16 protein-coding genes are annotated in these 19414 nt (G+C 72.1%); 7 read left to right on the forward strand and 9 right to left on the reverse strand.

Translation table 11 applies throughout. The features are described from left to right. Positions 1 to 39: 39 nt before the first annotated feature. The 5 genes from AB0J86_RS36240 to AB0J86_RS36260 all read right to left on the reverse strand — a co-directional run bounded on the left by AB0J86_RS36240 (position 40) and on the right by AB0J86_RS36260 (position 6853). Positions 40 to 1032 carry a dihydrodipicolinate synthase family protein gene (locus tag AB0J86_RS36240; protein ID WP_363862516.1) on the reverse strand — a complete coding sequence of 331 codons (993 nt, stop codon included), beginning with the start codon at positions 1030 to 1032 and terminating at the stop codon, positions 40 to 42. Beyond that, entirely contained in the window at positions 1029 to 2105 is a 1077-nt protein-coding gene (locus AB0J86_RS36245) for an ABC transporter ATP-binding protein (protein WP_363862519.1), read from the reverse strand. The genes AB0J86_RS36240 and AB0J86_RS36245 overlap by 4 nt, the downstream gene beginning before the upstream one ends. Next, positions 2102 to 4087, reverse strand: a complete 1986-nt coding sequence (locus tag AB0J86_RS36250) for a dipeptide/oligopeptide/nickel ABC transporter permease/ATP-binding protein (RefSeq protein ID WP_363862558.1) — start codon at positions 4085 to 4087, stop codon at positions 2102 to 2104. The genes AB0J86_RS36245 and AB0J86_RS36250 overlap by 4 nt, the downstream gene beginning before the upstream one ends. Continuing rightward, on the reverse strand, positions 4087 to 5046 hold the full coding sequence (locus tag AB0J86_RS36255) for an ABC transporter permease (RefSeq protein ID WP_363862522.1): 960 nt from the start codon (positions 5044 to 5046) through the stop codon (positions 4087 to 4089). The genes AB0J86_RS36250 and AB0J86_RS36255 overlap by 1 nt, the downstream gene beginning before the upstream one ends. 187 nt (positions 5047 to 5233) lie before the next feature. Next, positions 5234 to 6853, reverse strand: a complete 1620-nt coding sequence (locus tag AB0J86_RS36260) for an ABC transporter substrate-binding protein (protein WP_363862525.1) — start codon at positions 6851 to 6853, stop codon at positions 5234 to 5236. A gap of 320 nt (positions 6854 to 7173) precedes the next feature. On the opposite strand from AB0J86_RS36260, the gene AB0J86_RS36265 reads away from it, so the two are divergent. The 7 genes from AB0J86_RS36265 (at position 7174) to AB0J86_RS36295 (ending at position 14705) form a co-directional block, all read left to right on the forward strand. Continuing rightward, positions 7174 to 7911, forward strand: coding sequence for an FCD domain-containing protein (locus AB0J86_RS36265; RefSeq protein WP_363862528.1), 738 nt, complete (start codon positions 7174 to 7176; stop codon positions 7909 to 7911). A gap of 205 nt (positions 7912 to 8116) precedes the next feature. Further along, positions 8117 to 8572, forward strand: coding sequence for a helix-turn-helix domain-containing protein (locus AB0J86_RS36270; RefSeq protein WP_363862531.1), 456 nt, complete (start codon positions 8117 to 8119; stop codon positions 8570 to 8572). Between the two features lie 47 nt (positions 8573 to 8619). After that, positions 8620 to 9162 carry an ImmA/IrrE family metallo-endopeptidase gene (locus AB0J86_RS36275; RefSeq protein ID WP_363862534.1) on the forward strand — a complete coding sequence of 181 codons (543 nt, stop codon included), beginning with the start codon at positions 8620 to 8622 and terminating at the stop codon, positions 9160 to 9162. A gap of 49 nt (positions 9163 to 9211) precedes the next feature. Then, positions 9212 to 10450: an MAB_1171c family putative transporter gene (locus AB0J86_RS36280; protein WP_363862537.1), complete on the forward strand. Its 1239-nt coding sequence runs from the start codon at positions 9212 to 9214 to the stop codon at positions 10448 to 10450. Beyond that, positions 10447 to 11361: an oxygenase MpaB family protein gene (locus tag AB0J86_RS36285; protein WP_363862540.1), complete on the forward strand. Its 915-nt coding sequence runs from the start codon at positions 10447 to 10449 to the stop codon at positions 11359 to 11361. Before AB0J86_RS36280 ends, AB0J86_RS36285 begins: the two co-directional genes overlap by 4 nt. A 194-nt stretch (positions 11362 to 11555) precedes the next feature. After that, a complete protein-coding gene (locus AB0J86_RS36290) occupies positions 11556 to 12344 on the forward strand; it encodes an SGNH/GDSL hydrolase family protein (RefSeq protein ID WP_363862543.1) in 789 nt (262 codons plus the stop codon). A gap of 54 nt (positions 12345 to 12398) precedes the next feature. Continuing rightward, complete coding sequence (locus AB0J86_RS36295; protein ID WP_363862546.1) at positions 12399 to 14705, forward strand: FdhF/YdeP family oxidoreductase; 2307 nt, start codon at positions 12399 to 12401, stop codon at positions 14703 to 14705. A gap of 120 nt (positions 14706 to 14825) precedes the next feature. On the opposite strand, the gene AB0J86_RS36300 is transcribed toward AB0J86_RS36295, so the two are convergent. The 4 genes from AB0J86_RS36300 to AB0J86_RS36315 all read right to left on the reverse strand — a co-directional run. Next, the gene (locus AB0J86_RS36300) at positions 14826 to 15722 is read right to left on the reverse strand and encodes an oxidoreductase (protein WP_363862549.1); all 897 of its coding nucleotides are present in this window, start codon (positions 15720 to 15722) and stop codon (positions 14826 to 14828) included. 126 nt (positions 15723 to 15848) lie between these two features. Next, positions 15849 to 15986, reverse strand: coding sequence for a hypothetical protein (locus AB0J86_RS36305; RefSeq protein ID WP_363862552.1), 138 nt, complete (start codon positions 15984 to 15986; stop codon positions 15849 to 15851). Continuing rightward, positions 15983 to 17476 carry an OFA family MFS transporter gene (locus tag AB0J86_RS36310; protein ID WP_363862561.1) on the reverse strand — a complete coding sequence of 498 codons (1494 nt, stop codon included), beginning with the start codon at positions 17474 to 17476 and terminating at the stop codon, positions 15983 to 15985. Before AB0J86_RS36310 ends, AB0J86_RS36305 begins: the two co-directional genes overlap by 4 nt. A 221-nt stretch (positions 17477 to 17697) precedes the next feature. Then, positions 17698 to 19414, reverse strand: a 1717-nt coding sequence (locus tag AB0J86_RS36315; RefSeq protein WP_363862555.1) for a coagulation factor 5/8 type domain-containing protein, incomplete at its 5' end; no start/stop codon positions are given.

Raw genomic sequence — 19414 nt, forward strand, 5'->3', positions numbered from 1 at the left:
CGACGGCGCGGGGACGGGGGCGGGGACGGGAGTGGCCGGTCAGCGGAGGCCGGCCGCCTCCAGGTACTTGCCGACCCGGGCGATCTCGTCGTCGTCCAGCGGCACCTGGGGCACGGCCGTGGTCGGGTGCGCGATGACGCCCCGCAGGTAGAGCGCCGCCTTGAAGGCGCCGAGCGCGGAGGAGCTGATCCCCATCCGGGTACCGCCGACGGTGATCAGCTCGAAGAGCCGCAGCAGCCGCTCCTGCTCGGTACGGGCGCCGGCCCAGTCCCCCTGCGCCGCGAGGCGGTACAGCCGGCTGTAGCCGTGCGGATCGACGTTGCCCAGGCCCGGCACCACCCCGTCCGCGCCCATCCAGAGCGCCGAGTCGACGGTCAGCTCCGAGCCGGTGAGGACGCTGAACCCGCCGAGGTCGCTGCGCTCCCGCCGGCCCAGGATCACCCCGCGCAGGTTGCCCTCGTCGCCGCTGGAGTCCTTCAGCCCGGCGAGCACGCCGTCGGCGGCGAGCCCGAGCACCAGCTCCGCGCCGAGCTTGCTGTGCACCGAGACCGGCAGGTCGTAGGCGTACAGCGGCAGCCCGACGCCGGCCGCGACCGCCCGGAAGTGCCGGTCGATCTCGACCGGGTGGGTACGGGTGTAGAACGGCGCCGTGGCGACGATCGCGTCCGCGCCGGCCGCCGCGGCGACCCGGGCGTGGTCGAGCACCCGCAGCGTGGTCATGTCGATCGCGCCGGCCAGCACCGGCACCTGCCCGGCGACGTGTCCCACCACCGTCTCCAGCACGGCACGGCGGTGCCGGTCCGGCAGGTACGCCACCTCCGAGGTGGAGCCGAGGACGAACAGGGCGTCCACCCCGCCCTCGATCAGGTGGTCCACCAACCGGGCCAGCGACCCGGTGTCCACCTCGAAGTCGGGGGTCAGCGGGGTGCAGACCGGCGGGATGACGCCGGTCAGCCCGCGCGCCGCCGGCCGTGCGCCGGTCGGTGCGCTCCCCGCCGGCGCCACCGCGCCGGAGTTGTCGTTGCTGGTCATTCACGCTCCTGTGCTTGGCTGATCAGTTCGCGGTCGGTGGCCCCGTCCGCCACCGGGTGGTGGCAACGGAACAGATGGCCGTCGGACGCCTCGCCGCGCGCCGGCGGCAGCTGCGCGGCGCACACGTCGTCGGCCCGCCAGCAGCGGGTGCGGAAGGGGCAGCCGCTCGGCGGCCGGGTCGCGGACGGGACCGGGCCGACCAGCGGGATCGGCTCGATCGGCGAGAGCAGCCCGGGGGTGGCCGAGAAGAGGGCCCGGGTGTACGGGTGCCGCGCGCCGTACGGCACCGCCCGCGCCGGGGCCTGCTCGACGATCCGGCCCAGGTACATCGTGACCACCCGGTCGCTCATCCGACGTACGGTCTGGATGTCGTGCGAGACGAAGACCAGCGCCAGCCCCAGCTGTTCCTTGAGCTCCAACAGCAGGTTGAGCACCTGGGCGCGGACCGAGACGTCCAGCGCGCTGGTCGGCTCGTCGGCGATCAGCAGCTCCGGGCGCAGCGCGAGGGCCCGGGCGATGGCGACCCGCTGGCGCTGGCCGCCGGAGAGCTGCCCGGGTAGCAGGTCGGCGGCGCTGGCCGGCAGGCCGACCAGGGCGAGCAGCTCGCGTACCCGCTCGTCGCGCTCCCGGGCGGTGCCGCGCCGGTGCACGTCCAGCGGGTCGCGCAACACCCGCCGTACGGGCAGCCGGCGGTTGAGCGCGGTGGACGGGTCCTGGAAGACCATCCCGGTGTTCGAGCCGATCACGGTGCGGCGCTCGGCCTGGGACATGCGCCAGACGTCGCGACCGCGGAAGCTGACGGTACCGGCCGTGGGGCGCTGGAGCCCCACCATCACCCGGGCCAGGGTGGACTTGCCGCAGCCGGACTCGCCCACCACGCCGACCGTCTCGCCGGCCGCCACGACCAGGTCCGCGCCGGTGAGGGCGTGCACCCGGTCCCGGGTGAGGATCCCGCCGGAGCGGGCCTTGTGCACCACGTCCACGCCGGTGAGTTCCAGCAGGGTCTCCCCCGCCGTCCGCGCCATCATCGGGCCTCCGTCCCCCAGGGTCTCCCCCGCCGTCCGCGCCGTCATCGGGCCTCCGTCCCCGCGACCAGCGGCGTCGCGATGTCGATCGCCGGGTGGTGGCAGGCCACCCGGTGGCGGTCGTCGGCGCCGGCCAGCACCGGCGCCTCGGTACGGCAGACCCCGGTCGCCATCGGGCACCGGTCGGCGAAGCGGCAGCCGGCCGGGAAGTCCGCCGGGGAGGGCACCACGCCCCGGATCTGGGTGAGCCGTCGCGCCCCCGACTCCAGCGACAGCACCGAGCCCAGCAGGCCCCGGGCGTAGTGGTGCGCGGGGGCGCCGACCAGGGTGGCGGTGACGCCGGTCTCGACGATCTGCCCGCCGTACATCACCACCACCCGGTCGGTGACGTCGGAGACCAGCGCGAGGTCGTGCGAGACCAGGATCAGGGCGAAGCCCAGCTCGGCCCGCAGCCGCAGCAGCAGCTCGATCACCTGCGCCTGGACCGTCACGTCCAGCGCGGTGGTCGGCTCGTCCGCGATGATCAGGCGGGGGTTGCGGGAGAGCGCCATCGCGATCAGTACCCGCTGGCGCTGCCCGCCGGAGAGTTCGTGCGGGTACGCCGAGAGCGTGCGCGCCGGGTCGAGCCCGACCAGTTCCAGCAGTTCGGTGGCGCTGCGCCGGCCGCCGCGCCGGATGAGCTGCCTGAGCTGGGCGCGGATGGTCATCGCCGGGTTCAGCGAGGAGAGCGCGTCCTGGTAGATCATCGCCATGTCGTGGCCGAGCAGCCGGCGGCGGGCGGTTCGGGAGAGCTTCAGCAGGTCCCGCCCGGCGAAGTGGATCGCGCCGCCGATCCGGGCGCCGCGCGGTTGCAGCCCCATGACCGTCAGCGCGGTGAGGGACTTGCCGCAGCCGGACTCGCCGACGATCCCGAGCACCTCGCCCGGCCGGACGTCGAACGAGATCCCGTCCACGATGTCGACCCCGTCGTGCCGGCCCTCGAAGCCGATCCGCAGGTCGGTGACGCGCAGGATCGGCTCGCCGGTCGGCAGCGGCCGGGCCCGCTCGGCGAGCCGCCGGGCCGCCTCCGCCAGCCCCGGCAGCTCGGTGATCTCGCCCGAGCCGGGCGCCGCCTGCTCGAACGCGTCGGCCTCGGACCGGGGGGCGCCGGGCGCCGTTCCCGGGCGTCGGGCGGCGGTACGCGCCACCGGGGCCGCCCAGGCGTCGGAGATCCCCTCGGCGAGAATGTTCAGCGAGAGCACCGTGACCAGGATCAGCAGGCCCGGGAAGACGGTGGCCCACCAGCCGCCGAGCAGCACCATGTTCTTGCCGTCGGCGATGACGCTGCCCCAGGAGGGGTCGGGCGGCCGTACCCCGGCGCCGATGAAGGAGAGCGACGCCTCGAAGACGATCGCGTCGGCGACCATGACCGTGCAGAAGACCAGCACGGGCGCGGCGCAGTTGATGGCGACGTGCCGGAGCACGATGTACGCCGTCCGCGCACCGATGATCTTCTCGGCGGCGACGTAGTCCTCGCCGTACTGGGCCAGCACGTTCGCCCGTACCACCCGGGTCACCGAGGGCATGTAGAGGAAGCCGATCGCGACCACCAGTACGCCGATGCCGCCGCCGAAGACCGCGACCAGCACCGCCGCGAGCGCGATCCCCGGGAAGGCCATGATCACGTCGAGCGACCGCATGATGGTCTCGTCGATCCAGCGGCGCGAGGTGGCGGCCACCGCGCCGATCACCGCGCCGGCGACCAGGGCCAGCCCGGTCGCGCCGAGCCCGATCACCAGCGACCAGCGCGCGCCGTAGAGCAGCCGGCTGAAGATGTCCCGGTTGGCGCTGTCCAGCCCCATCCAGTGCGCGGCCGAGGGTCCCCCGCCCACGGCCGCCTGCTCCAGCGGCGAGTGCGGGGCCAGCACCGGCGCGAGGAGCGCGGCCAGGGCGATCAGTACGACGACGCCGAGCGCGAGCCACGACAGCGGGGAGAGGCGGTCGAACCGGATCCCGGGGCGGGCCAGGCGGGCGGCCAGTCCACGTCGCATCACGAGGCGCTCCTCAGTCTCGGGTTGACCAGCAGGTAGAGGACGTCGACGACGAGGTTGACCACGACGAAGCCGACCGCGATGGTCAGCACCACCCCCTGCACCACGGCGGGGTCGCCGTTCATCACGCCGTCGATCATCAGCTTGCCCATGCCGGGGAGCGAGAAGATCGTCTCGATCACCACGGCGCCGCCGAGCAGGTAGCCGACCCGCAGGCCGAGCACCGTCAACGGGTTGATCAGCGCGTTGCGCAGGACGTTGCGGCCGACCACCACGACCGGCGGCAGGCCGCTGCCGACGGCGGTACGGACGTAGTCCTTGTCCAGCTCCTCGACCATCGCGGTGCGCACGATCCGGGTGAGCTGCGCGGCGACCGGCAGGGAGAGCGACAGCGCCGGCAGGGTCATCGACTCCAGCCAGCCGGTGAACGAGTCGGCCGGGTTGATGTAGCCGCTGGTGGGGAAGATGCCCCGGTTCACCGCGAGCCACTGGATCATCAGCAGCGCGAGCCAGAACGAGGGGGCGGCCACCCCGGCGAGCGACACGACCCGGATCAGCTGGTCCGGCCAGCGGTCCCGGAAGATCGCGCCGGTGACCCCGAAGACGAGCGCCAGCACCACCGCGACCAGCAGGCCCAGGAAGGTCAGCTGGAGGGTCAGCGGCAGCGCCGTGAGCACCGAGTCCAGCACCGGCGCCTTGGTCAGCACGCTGGTACCGAGGTCGCCGTGCAGCAGGTCCCCGACGAAGCGCAGGTACCGCACCGGCAGCGGGTCCAGCAGGCCGTTCTCCAGCTGGAACTGGTGGATCTGCTCGGGCGTGGGGTTGGCGCCCTGGAAGTACGCGTACTCCGGCTTGTTGCTGGAGAAACGCATCACGATGAAGACGAACAGGATCACGCCCAGCAGGAGCGGGATCAGCAGCAGGATGCGGCGGAGCAGCATTCTGACGACGACTGCCACGGGTGCGACTCCTCGATGGACGGAAGTACCGGCCGCGCGGCCGGCTACGGCGGCGGCGCGGGTGCTCGGGCCGGTGCCGCCGGGACGGTCACCCGGGTCGTGGCGGAGGGGACCCGGGTGACCGTGCCGGCGGCACCGACGGCCGGTCAGGCCCGCCGGTCACGCGGGCGCGACCGGCGGGCGCCGCTCAGCCGCGCTTGGCCTGGAGCACGTTGATGCCCGGGTAGCCCTGGGCGCGTACGCCGGAGAGCTTCTTCGGGTCCCAGGCGGTCATCAGCTCGGTGTGCACCACCGGGTAGAGCACCGCCTGCTCGGCGACGAGGTCGAGGTACTGGTGCGTCAGCGCCAGCTTCCTGGCCTGGTCCGGCTCCCGGGTCGCCTGGTCCATCAGCTGGAAGAGCTGGTTGGCCTCGGCGCTGGCGTCCCACTTGGTGTACTTCATCCAGGTGCCACCGCGGGTGTAGTTGTAGCGCAGGATCAGGTCCGCGTCGATGCCGAACTGGTTGGGGTTCGACGCCGCCGCGACGACCTGGTAGTCCTGGGACTGGTCCATCTTGGTGAAGAGCGCGCTGGTGTCCTGCGGCTGGAGCGTGGTCTTCACGCCGATGGCGTTCCAGGAGTTGGCGATCGTCGGCAGGCAGTCGACGATCCAGCTGACGTTGACGGCCATCAGCGTGATGGAGAGGTTGCCGACGCCCGCGGCGGCGAGCAGCTGCTTCGCCTTCTCCGGGTCGTAGCCGTACACCGTCCTGGCCTTCGCGTACGACGGGTTCTGGTCGTTGAGGAAGCTGGTCGCCGGGGTGCCGTGCCCCTTGAGCGCGACGTCGACCATGGTCGGCGTGTCGATCGCGTAGAGCAGGGCCTGCCGGACCCGTACGTCGTCGAAGGGCTTGTTGGCGGTGTTGAACATCAGGAACATGTGGTTCATGCCCCGGGCGCCCTCGACCGTCAGCCCTGAGCCCTTGAGCTGCTCGATGTTGGCGTACGGGATGTTGTCGGCGATCTGCGCCTCGGCGTGCCCGCCGGAGATCTTCGCGACCCGGGCGGCGGCGTCCACGATCGAGAGCCAGTTCATCTTCTTCACCAGCGGCTTGCGCGGGCCGTTGTAGTCCGCGAACGCCTCGAAGGTGGTGTTCGACTTCGGGTTGTGCGCGGTCTGGCGGTACGGGCCGGAGCCGATCGCCTTGCCGCCCTTGGCCGCGTCCCAGCCGCCGGGCTGCCCGTAGACGTGCTTCGGCATGATCTTCGCGATCGTGAGCCGCCGCAGCGCGTCGGGGAAGGGGAAGTTGAAGACGAGTTCGACGTTGCTGTCGTCGACCTTGCGGACCTCCTTGAGCCAGGCCGCGAAGAACGAGTTGACCAGGGTCTTCCCCGGCTCCAGGATCCGCTCGAAGGTGAAGAGCACGTCGTCGACGGTCACCGGCTGGCCGTCGTGCCACTTCGCCCCGGGGCGCAGGCTGAACTTCCACGAGGTGGCGGCGGGGTCGGCCGGCAGCGCGGTGGCGAGCGCCGGGTACGGCTCCCGGGTGACCGGGTCGGTGTCCACCAGCCCTTCGTAGATGTGGTTGTTCGCCGCCATGGTGAAGGCGGAGGCGGTCTGGGTCGGGTCCCAGCTCTGGTCGTTGCCGTACCCGATCACCGCGGTGAGCAGGTCCTTGTCGCCGCCCGCCCCGACCGAGCTGGTCGAGGCCGGGCCGCTGCCACAGGCGGAGAGGGTGGACCCGATGGTGGCCGCCACGCCGACCAGGCCGCTGTACCGCAAGAAATCGCGGCGGCTGAGGGCGGGCCGAGATTCCGGGACGCTCACGGTGCCTCCTACAGGCGTGTCATCCGGCTACAGGCGTGTGTCATCCGGCAGGGAAAGAAAGATTTATCCAGCGGGACGTTGGACGTCCCACATCCCATGTCGCGCGTTAGACTGGAGGCTAGAGCCCGATCCGGGCTAGGTCAAGGGAGGATGACCGCGTGATGACGACAATGTTTCGTCCGTGGCCGCCCTCCCGGGGCGGGTCCGGCGGCCCCCGGCGCGGCGCGGCGCCGTAGGACGTCCGGCCACCACTCGAACCCATCCCGCCGGAGCCGCCGACCGCGGCGCGGCGTGACCCACCACGACCCCGAGGGACGAGCATGACAACAGCCCACCGCCGGGTACGCCAGCGACTCAGCCGCGCCCTGGAGGTGCAGGAGTCGGTGAAGAGCCTGATCCTCGACCGCGGCCTCGCGGCCGGCGACCCGCTGCCGACCGAGTCGGAGCTGATGACGGAGCTGGGAATCAGCCGCAACTCGGTCCGGGAGGCGCTGAAGGCGTTGCAGGCGGTCGGGATCGTGGACATCCGCCACGGTTTCGGGATGTTCGTCGGGCGGATGTCCTTCACGGGCCTCGTCGACGAGCTGGCCTTCCACAGCCGGATCACCCTCGCCGACCGGCCCAACCACCTCGGGCACCTGATGGAGGTGCGGGAGATCCTGGAGTCCGGGCTGGTGCAGCGCCTCATCGACCGGCACCACGAGGCCGACCTGGCGCAGGCCGCCGAGGTGATGGCCCGGATGGAGGCCGAGGCGGAGGTCGGCATCGTCTCGCCGGAGACCGACCGGCTCTTCCACGACGTGCTCTACCGCCCGCTGGACAACCCGCTGGTCGGCCAGCTGCTCGGCGCGTTCTGGGAGGTCTACCACCAGCTCCGCGACGAGCTGGGCGAGCCGGCCGAGCCGCCGGCCGACGTGGCCCGGCGACACCGGGACATCTACACCGCCGTCACCGAGGGGGACCGGGCCGCGGCCACCGCCGCGATGCATGCCCACTTCGCCGGCGTACGCGCGCGGCTGGCCCGCCTGACCAGCGGTACCGATGCGGCAGCCGGGTGAGAGACGCCCCCGTTTGCCGCCCCTCCCCCGGCGTACCGCCGCCGGTCCCGTTAACAGTCGTTTGCCATCCCGCCGGTGGAGCTAACGCCAGTTGATCAGTCCGACATGCGATCCTAGACTGACGCAACGCGCTCGCGTCAACCGAAGTTAATTGACTTTCCGGTTTTCGCTAAAGCTGGCTGTCGGAGAGCAGACGGAGGTGGGCATGACCGGCGACGGTCCCGGGGGGTCCACGTTGGCGGACAAGCTCAACCTGCTGTTCCAGACCGTGCACCCGGCGGAGCGGGAGCCGTACACCAACCGTGAGGTCTCCGACGCGATCCGCGACCAGGGGCGCTCGATCTCGGACGTCTACATCTGGCAACTGCGCACCGGACGGCGGACCAACCCCACGAAGGAGCACCTGGAGGCGCTCGCCGACTTCTTCGACGTCGACCCGGCGTACTTCTTCGACCGCCGGCGGGCCGAGGAGATCGAGCGGGACCTGCTGGCCCTGCACGCCATGCGCAACCTCAAGGTGCGGGCGGTGGCGACCCGGCTCAGCACCCTCCCGGAGGAGCAGCTGGACGCGGTCGGAGAGATCCTCGACCGGGTGGTACGGGCGTTGCAGATCCAACGCGGTGAGACCGGCGGCGAGCCGGGCGGACGTACGCAGTGGTGATCGTCGCGGAGTGGCGGCGGGCGGACCCAACGCGGGAGAGCGATGAGATGAACCCCTCCGAGCTGCGCCAGGCGTGCCTGGAGCGCCTGGACGAGCTGCGCGCGCGGGGGTGTGCGGTGCCTCAGCCGTTCGACGCGGCCCTGCTCTGCCAGCGGGTCGGCGACGCGCTGCGCCAACCGATCAACCTGGTGGCCGTACCGATGCCGACCGGCGCGCCGTTCGGGCTCACCTTCTTCACCGACGCCGGGCACATCATCGCGTACGAGGAGCGCACCAGCCGGGTGCACCAGGACCACATCATCGCCCACGAGCTGGGACACGTCCTGCTCGACCACCGCTCGTTCGCCATCGACGACGACGCGGCCAGCCAGCTGCTCCTGCCGAGCCTGCGCCCCACCCTCGTGCACCGGGTGCTCGGCCGCACGGGCGCGTACAGCCGCCGTGAGGAGCAGGAGGCGGAGATGATGGCGACCGTGCTGCTGGAGGAGGCGAGCCGCCCGGCCCCGGCCGCCCCCGCCGCCGACCTCTCCCCCACCGACGCGGCGCTCTACGCTCGGCTGCGACAGGGGTTGGAACATCCGCATCCCTGACGGGAGCGCCGGGCCGCGGTCGAGGTGAGCCGCCACGGGAGGGAGCGCCATGGAGACGGCGCTGTACGCGTTCTGTGCCGCCGCCGGCTGGGTCGCCTGCGGTTACAAGCTGCGCGACCTGCGGCGCGACCGGGGCAACCGGGTGCTGCGGGCGCTGGTCTACTCCTTCGGCTGGTTCGCCTTCGGGGTCACCTTCGCCGTACCGGCGGTCGGCGCCGGGGTGGACGACCTCACCGGCCTGCCGAACCTCGGCAAGGTGCTGGCGCACGCCGGGGTGATGGGGATCGCGGCGCAGGCCGAGGTGCTGCTCTTCTTCCTCGCGCTGGCGCCGGACCAGGCCGCACCCCGGGCGCGCCGGCGGGTCCTCGCCGCCTCGGTCGGGTTCGGCGTGCTGGTGGCGCTCTGGCTGAGCACCCTGCCGCTCGACCCGCCGGTCCGGCTCACCGTGGAGTACGCCCGGCACCCCGCGGTCGCCGCGTACCTCATCGTCTACTTGCTGATCTTCATCGGCTACACCGCCGACGTGGCCCGGCTCTGCTGGCGCTTCGCACGGGTCAGCCCCCGCCCGTGGCTGCGCCGCGGGCTGCGGGTCACCGCGCTCGGGGCCACCTTCGCGCTCTGCTACTGCGCCAGCAAGGCCGGCTACCTCGTGGCGTACCGGTTCGGTCACGCCCCGGGCGGCGAGGCACGGGTCGCCGCGGTGCTGGTCACCGTCGCCTCGCTGCTGATGATCGTGGGGTTGACGCTGCCGACCTGGGGGCCGGCGCTGGAGACCACGCTGACCTGGGTCGAGCGGCAGCGCGCCTGGTACCGGCTGCGACCGCTGTGGCGCGACGTCACGGCGGCCCAGCCGCACCTGGTCCTGGACGAGCAGGCGCACCGCCCGACCGTGGCGCTGCGGGACGTCGACTACGCGCTGCACCGGCGGATCACCGAGATCCGCGACGGCCGGCTGGCGCTGCGCCCGTACATCGACCGGCGGGTGAGCGCGGCGGCGACCGAGCTGGCCGCCGCCGGCGTACCGGACGGGCCGGCCCGCGCCGCCGTGGTCGAGGCCGCGATGCTCGCCGCCGGGATCCGGGGCGCCCGCGCCGGTACGACCGCCGAGGAGCCGGACTACCGCAACCCGTACGATCCGGACGGCGGTTACCGGGGCGAGATCGCGTGGCTGACCCGAGTGGCGACGGCCTACCGGCGGTCCCCGCTGGTGGTGCGCGCCCTCGACCGGGCCCGTGCCGGCGGACCGCCGCCGAACGAGCCCGCCGTCGAGACCGGAGGTCGGCAGTGAGCCCAGGTGGTCGCAGGCAGGAGACGAGCGCGCGGTACGCGAACCTGCGCCGGATCCGCTCCCTCGACCCGGAGCGGGACTACCTGGAGATCTACCAGATCATGCTGCGCCAGGAGTTCCCGTGGGACGCCAGGCTCGGCCTGAACCTGGCCTTCAACCGCGCCTTCTCGATCCCCGCCGTGGCCGCGCTGCTGGTCTCGACCGGCGAGCTGACCGGGCGCACCCGCAAGCGCATCGACGACACCGGCCTGCTGATGTACGAGATGGTGCTCAACGGCTTCGAGCACCCGCGCGGCCGCGCGGCGGTACGGCGGGTGAACCAGCTGCATCGGCCGTACGACATCCCCAACGACGAGTACCTCTACATCCTCGCCGCGCTGGTGGTCGTACCGCTCCGCTGGCTGGACCGGTACGCCTGGCGCCGCCCGAGCGAGCACGAGCGGCGCGCGGTCTGCCGCTACTACCGCGAACTGGGCGCCCGGATGGGTATCAGGGAGATTCCCGACTCCTATCCGGCCTTCGAGGCGTGGTTCGACGCATACGACGACGCACACCTGCGGTACAGCGACGAGGCGGCCGCGATCGAGCGGGGCAGCCGCTCGCTGATGCTCGGGCGCATCCCCCGCCCCCTCGCCCCGCTCGGTAACGCCCTGGTCAGCGCGATGTACGACGAGCGGCTGCGCCGCGCCACCGGGGTGGCCCGGCCACCGGCGGCGGTCCGCGCCGGGCTGCACCTGGGCCTGCGGGCCCGCGCCCTGCTGCTGCGCCGGTTCGGTCGGCCCCGCGCGGTGCCGCTCTTCGCCGACGGGGTCAGGACGCGGACCTACCCGGACGGTTACCACATCTCGCGGCTCGGCCCGGACGGGAACCCGTCCCCGACGGCGCCGGCGGAGGCCGACTCCCCGGCCTGACCGGGCCGGGTCCTGCCGATCGTCGCCGGCCTGCCCCGTCGTCGACGGGACGCGGCTTGGGCATTGATGTCGGTCGGCGGACCAGCACGAAAATATTTGCCCTCATCACTTCAAATTGCCGCAGCTTTCTGCCAGCCTGGCCTCACCCCGCGCTCGACCCCTCGCGCGCACCACCCCCGTGCCAGGAGGCCCTCATGTTGTTGCGCCGCCTCACCGTCCCCCTCGTGGCCGCCCTGGCGGCCGTGTTCCTGACCGCCGCCCCCGGTCACGCCGCCGCCGCCAGCTACACCGCGCTCGGCGACTCGTACTCCTCCGGTACCGGCACCCGCGAGTACGCGTACGACAGCAGCTCGTGCCAGCGCTCCAACTACGCCTATCCGGTGCTCGACGCGGCCCGGCTCGGCGCCACGCTCAGCTTCGCCGCCTGCTCCGGCGCCACCGTCTCGAACGTGCTGAGCGGCCAGCTCGGCAGCCTGAACGCCAACACCACCTACGTCACCGTCTCCGCCGGCGGCAACGACATCGGCTGGGCCTCGGTGATCACCCAGTGCGCCAAGCCCTGGCCGTACACCTGCTGGGCGGAGATCGACGCCGCCGAGAACAAGATCCGCAACACCCTGCCGGCCTCGCTGGACCAGCTCTACGCCCGGATCCGCAGCCTCGCGCCGAACGCCAAGGTCGTCGTGGTCGGGTACCCGCGGCTCTTCAACGGCGAGGAATGCAACATCATCGCCCGCATCTCCCCCGGTGAGCAGGCGGAACTCAACGCCGCGGCCGACCTGCTCGCCACCACCACCCAGGCGCGCGCCGCCGCGCACGGCTTCCGCTTCGTCGACGCCCGGGGACCGTTCACCGGGCACGCGGTCTGCGACGACGTCGAGTGGCTCAACGGCACGTCGAACCCGCTCAGCGAGTCGTACCACCCGAACCGGGCCGGTCACGTCGGCTACGCCAACCTGGTGGAGCCCGCGCTGCGGAGTTGATCGATGAACGGCCCCGGCGGAGGTCTCCGCCGGGGCCGGTACCAAAATGATCTTATGACACGTAAGCCCCCGGTCGCGGATCCGCTCGACACACACCTGCGGGTCGAACCGCCGACCGACCACGCCGCCGGCGTACCCGCGGTGCTCTCGTCGCTGCGCCACGGCGTGGACCAGATGGGGGTCAGGCGCACCGCGCTCACCCTGCTCCGCGTCAACCAGGCCAAGGGCTTCGACTGCCCGGGGTGCGCCTGGCCCGAGCCCGCGGCGCACCGGCACGTCGCGGAGTTCTGCGAGAACGGTGCCAAGGCGGTCGCCGAGGAGGCGACGGTGCGCCGGGTCACCCGCGAGTTCTTCGCCCGACACGCGGTCGACGACCTCGCCACCCGCAGCGACTACTGGCTCGGGCAGCAGGGCCGGCTCACCGAGCCGATGGTGAAGCGCCCCGGCCGCGACCACTACGAGCCGATCGGCTGGGAAGCCGCGTACGACCTGGTCGCCGGCGCGCTGAACGGACTCGACTCGCCCGACGAGGCCGTCTTCTACACCTCCGGGCGGACCAGCAACGAGGCCGCCTTCGTCTACCAGCTCCTGGTCCGGGCGCTGGGCACCAACAACCTGCCCGACTGCTCGAACATGTGCCACGAGTCCAGCGGCTCGGCCCTGCAGGAGACGATCGGGATCGGCAAGGGCAGCGTCTCCCTCGACGACCTGCACGCCGCCGACCTGATCCTGGTGGTCGGCCAGAACCCCGGCACCAACCACCCCCGCATGCTCTCGGCGCTGGAGGAGGCCAAGCGGCACGGCGCCCGGATCGTCGCGGTGAACCCGCTGCCCGAGGCGGGGCTGATCCGGTTCAAGAACCCGCAGCGCGCCAGCGGCCTGCTCGGTCGGGGCACCACCCTGGCCGACCTCTACTGCCAGATCCGCCTCGGCGGCGACCTGGCGTTCTTCCAGGCGCTCGGGCGGTTGCTGCTCGACGCCGAGGAGGCCGCCCCCGGTACGGTGCTCGACCACGACTTCATCGCCGCGCACTGCGCCGGCTTCGAGGAGTACGCCACGCACCTGGGCAAGCTGGACTGGGACGAGGTCACCGAGTCGACCGGACTGAGCCGGGAGCTGATCGAGCGGGTGCACGAGCTGGTGCTCGGCGCGAAGCGGATCGTGGTCTGCTGGGCGATGGGGCTGACGCAGCACCGCAACTCGGTACCGACGATCCGCGAGGTGGTGAACTTCCTGCTGCTGCGCGGCAACATCGGCCGCCCCGGCGCCGGCGTCTGCCCGGTGCGCGGGCACAGCAACGTGCAGGGCGACCGCACCATGGGCATCTTCGAGCGGCCCGCGCCCGCGTTCCTCGACGCGATCGAGCGCGAGTTCGGCTTCGCGCCGCCGCGCGCGCACGGCTACGACGTGGTCGAGTCGATCCGGGCCATGCGCGACGGGCGCGCCTCGGTCTTCTTCGCCGTCGGCGGCAACTTCGTCCGGGCCACCCCCGACTCGGCGGTCACCGAGGCGGCGCTGCGCCGGTGCGCGCTGACGGTACAGGTCTCCACCAAGCTGAACCGCTCGCACGCGGTGACCGGCGAGACCGCGCTGATCCTGCCGACGCTCGGCCGTACCGAGCGCGACGTGCGGGGCGGACGGGAACAGTTCGTCACGGTCGAGGACTCGATGAGCCGGGTGCACCCGTCCCGGGGACGGCTGGCGCCGGCGCACCCCGAACTCCGCTCCGAGGTCGAGATCCTCTGCGCCGTCGCCGAACGGCTGGCCGGCCCGGCCGCCGCCGCGGTCCCGTGGCGCGAGTTCGCCGGCGACTACGACCTGATCCGGGACCGGATCGCCCGGGTCGTGCCGGGCTTCGCGGACTTCAACGCCCGGATCCGGCGGGCCGACGGGTTCACGCTGCCACACGGGCCGCGGGACAGCCGCACCTTCCCGACCGCGACCGGCCGGGCGAACTTCACCGAGAACCGGCTGGAGGTGCTGCGGGTACCGCCGGGCCGGCTGCTGCTGCAGACGGTGCGCTCGCACGACCAGTACAACACCACCGTGTACGGGCTGGACGACCGCTACCGGGGCGTCACCGGCGGCCGGCGGGTGCTCTTCGTGCACCCCGACGACCTGGCCGAGCGCGGCCTGGCCGACGGCGAGCACGTCGACATCGTGAGCGAGTGGCCGACCGGCACCGGCGCCGTCGAGGAGCGGCGCGCGGAGCGGTTCCGGCTGGTCGCGTACCCGACCGCCCGGGGCTGCGTGGCGGCGTACTTCCCGGAGACCAACGTCCTGGTGCCGCTCGACTCGACCGCCGAGATCAGCAACACCCCCACCTCGAAGTCCGTGGTGGTACGCCTCGAACGGGCGTAGGTCGCCGCCCGGCCCGGCACGCCGGTCCCGCGGCCCCGGGCCGGGAGTCGCTGGTCACGCGGCCGGCGACCGGGAGGCGCCGGTCACGTGGCCGGCGACCGGGCCGTCCCGGAACCGGGTTCAGCTGTCGCCCCGGTGGACCGCGTCGAGGCGGGCCAGCTCCTCCGGGGAGAGCCGCAGCGCGCCGGCGGCGACGTTGTCGGTCTGGTGGTCGGGATCGCCGGTGCCGGGGATCACGAGCACGTGCGGTCCGCGCCGCAGGGTCCAGGCCAGGCGGACCTGGGCGGTCGTGACCTGGTGCGCCCGGGCGATGGCGGACACGTCGTCGTGTTCGCCCCCGCCGGCGCCCGCCTCGCGCCCGGCGCCGGCGAGGGCGAAGAACGGCACGAACGCGATGCCTCGTTCGCCGCAGGCGCGTACGAGGTCGTCCTGTTCGGGCCGGTAGCCCAGGCCGTACGGGTTCTGCACGCAGACCACCGGTGCGATGGCCAGGGCCTGGGCCAGGTGGTGCGGGCGTACGTTGGACAGGCCGAGGTGCCGGATCAGGCCGGCGTCGCGCAGCTCGGCCAGGGCGGCGAAGTGCTCCGCGACCGAGTCCTCCCCGCCGACCCGTAGGTTGACCAGGTCGAGGTGGTCCCGGCCGAGCTGTCGCAGGTTCTCCTCGACGTCGCCGCGCAGCTGGTCCGGGGTGGCCAGGGGCAGCCAGTCGCCGGAGGGAGCGCGGCGGGGTCCGACCTTGGTGGCGATGACCAGGTCGTCCGGGTACGGGGCCAGGGCCCTGTTGATCAGCTCGTTGGCGGATCGGAGCCGGGAAAAGTAGAAGGCGGCCGTGTCGATGTGGTTGACGCCGAGTTCGACCGCTCGGCGCAACACCGCGATGGCCTGGTCGCGGTCGCGTGGTGCGGCGTCGGGGGCGAACGCCTCACCGTACTGGGGCAGTCGCATCGCGCCGAACCCGATCCGGTTGACCGTCAGCTCACCGAGCTGCCAGGTACCGGCGGAGGCGGCGTCGATCATGCGTGAAGTCAATGGTCGGTCTCGTCTCGTTTCGGGGTGGGCGGACGGCTGCTCGCCGGTGTTTCCCGGCCCGGGTGGGCCCGTGCGGGCCCACCCGGGCGGTCGTGCCCACGGCAGCGGCGAGGCTCAGTGCGTGAAGAGCTTCGCGGCGGTGATGGCGGTCTGCACGACGCCGTAGCCGAGCAGCACCGCCACCAGCAGCCAGGAGATCCAGAGCCGGCCGGTCTGGCCGCGCGGGTGCTCGTCGGTCGGTTGCTCGGTCATCGGGTGCTCCCCTCGGTGCCGTCCGGAGCGCCGGACGCGGTGGTACCGGACGTGGCGGTGGCGGCGGTCGGCTGCGCCGGTACACCGTCGGTGGCGGCGACCGGCTGCACCGGTACACCGTCGGTGGCGGCGACCGGCTCGTGGTAGCGCTCCGGCACCGGGCGGATGAGCAGATTGGCCACGAACCCGACGGCGAGCACGCCGACCATGGTGAACAACGCCGGCCGGTACGCCGACGCGGTGAGCGTGCCGGGCTTGCCCTGCGCGTCGAGGAAGCCGTTGACGATCAGCGGACCCGCCACGCCGGCCGCGGACCAGGCGGTGAGCAGCCGGCCGTGGATCGCGCCGACCTGGTAGGTGCCGAACAGGTCCCGCAGGTACGCCGGCACGGTGGCGAACCCGCCACCGTAGAAGGAGAGGATCACGCAGGCGAGCAGCACGAAGAGCGCCGTCGCGGCGTGCCCGACCAGGGCCAGCAGCGCGTAGAGCACCATGCCGACGCCGAGGTAGACCATGTAGATCGGCTTGCGGCCGATGACGTCGGAGGTCGAGGACCAGACGAAACGGCCGGCCATGTTGAACAGCGACAGCAGGCCGACGAAGCCGCCCGCCGCGGCGACCCCCACGCCGGAGACGCCGTTGTCCCGGAAGAAGTCCTGGATCATCGGGCTGGCCTGTTCGAGGATGCCGATGCCGGCGGTGACGTTGCAGAACAGCACCGTCCAGAGCAGCCAGAACGACCGAGTGCGGATCGCGTTGGAGGCGGCCACGCTCGCCGTGGTGACCAGCGGCTTCGCCGCGACGGTGGCCGGGTCGAAGCCGGCCGGCCGCCAGCCGGGCGCCGGCACCCGGACGTTCGCGACGCCGAACATCATGACGACGAAGTAGCCGATGCCGAGGGTGACGAAGAGCCACACCAGCGCGCTGCCGGAGGCGACCGAGCTGGCGTCGGCCGAGTTGTAGTCGGGGTCGTAGAAGGAGAGCAGCTGCCGCGAGAGCGGGCTCGCGAGCATCGCGCCGCCGCCGAAACCCATGATGGCCAGGCCGGTGGCGAGACCCGGCCGGTCCGGGAACCACTTGATCAGGGTGGAGACCGGGGAGATGTAGCCGATGCCCAGGCCGATGCCGCCGAGGAAGCCGTAACCCAGGTAGACCAGCCAGAGCTGCTTGGTCGCGATGCCGAGCGCCCCGACCAGGAAGCCGGCGGCCCAGAAGACGGCCGAGACGAACATGGCCTTGCGCGGCCCGTTCTTCTCGACCCAGGTGCCGCCCACCGCGGCGGAGAGCCCCAGCATGACGATGGCGATGCTGAAGATGATGCCGATCGCGGTCTGGCTGGCGCCGAAGTGCGCGATCAGGGAGTTCTTGTAGACGCTCGTGGCGTACGCCTGTCCGATGCAGAGGTGCACCGAGAGGGCGGCCGGCGGGATCAGCCAACGGCTGTACCCCGGAGGAGCGACGGTGTGCTGGTGGTCCAGCGCTGACAGCAACGGCACGATGCGCCCTCCTTCTGGCTGGCCGGGGGTGGCCCCGTCGCGGCGAGCGGTTTGCCCGTCGTGACGGTTTTCCAGCGGAAGGGAACCTAGCGTGGCCGGAAGGGTTGATCCACTCTCGGGCGCTCGGCGGTCGATCGGCTGAGACGAGCGGCGCTCCCGCCGGGACCGGGTTCCACTGCCCGGATCCCGGCGGGACCGCCATCACCCTCGGTCGGTCACGGGTAGTTGGTCCAGGTGGCCACGTTGGTGGCGGAGTTGCTCGGCCCGCCGGTGTTGTTGATGATGTGGCTGATCGTCCCGGTGCCGCCGAGCGAGACCGTGGTGAGGCTGTGGAACCGGACGCCGGCGTTCGTCGGCGCCTCGAAGGAGTGCGCCAGCACCACGCTCGGGTTGGTGTTGAAGAAGCAGTAGCTGCCCAGGCCCCACGCCTCGTGGCTGGTGACCGAGTCGGCCACCTTGTACGCCGCGTACCCCTGGGTGCCGCCGTTCATCCAGGCGGCCTGGTTCGGCACGTCGTACGGGATCTCGTTCTGGTAGAAGTACGTCCGCCCGCCGTTGCCGTTCCAGATGGTCTGGTACTTCTGGTAGTGCTCCACGAAGAGGCCGTACATCGTCACGTTGTTGCCGTTGACGATCAGGCCCGTGTCGGCGGTGTTGACGGTCCAGCCGACCCCGTTGGTGTGGTCGCCGCGCCAGAGCCACATGTGGTCGCCGATCACGTTGTTGCTGTTGACCCGCAGGCTCACCGTGGCCCGGCCCACCGCGGCCCCGCCGATGCGGAAGAAGACGTCGTGCAGCGAGGTCGGGTTGGCCGCGTGGTTCGCGGAGGAGCCGGTCGGCCCGACCTCCATCAGCAGCGGCGAGTTGGTCGGGCCCGCGTCGATGAGCAGCCCGGCGACCTTCACGCCGTCGACGTCGGCGACCGTGATGGCGGCGTTGCCGTTGTCCGGCATCAGGGTGGCCAGGCCGAGGCCGAGCACCACGGTGTCGGGCCGGGTCACCCGGATCGCCTCGCCCAGGTGGTAGATGCCCGGGGTGAAGAGCAGGTTGAGGCCCTGGGCGAGCGCCGCGTTGATGGTGGCGGCCGAGACGCCCGGCTTGGCGATGTAGAACTGGCTCAGCGGCAGGGAGCTGCCGGCCGCCGCCCCGTTGGCCCAGGTGGTGCCGGTCGAGTTCGACCGCAGCGCCGGTACGAAGACCTGGTAACCGCCGGCCTGGTCGATGTAGAGGAACGGCTTCTCGCGTACCACCGGGGTCTGGTTGACCGTGGTGTAGGGCGGGTTCGGGAAGGTGTTCGCCGGGGCGTTGACGGTACCGACGAAGACCATGTTCCAGTTCGAGCCGGTCCAGCTGCCCCACTGGGCGTTGCGCGACAGCCACTGCTGCTGCGAGCCGGAGCGCACCTGGCCGTCGATCTTCGAGTCGGCGATGAACCCGCCGCTGGACCAGCCGCCGTCGTCCAGTTGCAGGTTGCCCCGTACGTGCATGCGGCGGTACGGCGCGGCCTGCGAGACCGCCCAGCGGTCGGTACCGGAGCTGGGGTTGACCGACATGTTCTCGGCGGCCCGCCAGAAGTTGTGGGTGGCGTTGTTCGGCGGGAACCAGTCGGCCTCGACGTGCACCGCGCCGTTGATGGTGACGTCGTCCGGCGACGCGCCGAGCCCGAGAACCTGGGTGTAGAACCCGACGTTGACGTCGGCGTTGTAGGTGCCCGGCTTGAACAGCAGCGCGTACCGGTTGTTGTTGAACTCGCCGCTCTCCTGGGTGGCGAAGACGCTGTTCAGGCGGCTCTGGATGGCCGAGGACGACATCGACGGGTCGAAGACGAAGACGTTCGGCCCGAGGTCCGGGGTGCCGGGCGGGTTGGTGGGCGGGGGCACGGTGGGCGGGGTCCCTCCTCCGGGCGCGGGGGCGGTCCACTTCTGGTTGCTC

It is taken from the genome of Micromonospora sp. NPDC049559, assembly GCF_040676675.1.
Classification (GTDB): Bacteria; Actinomycetota; Actinomycetes; order Mycobacteriales; family Micromonosporaceae; genus JBFAPK01.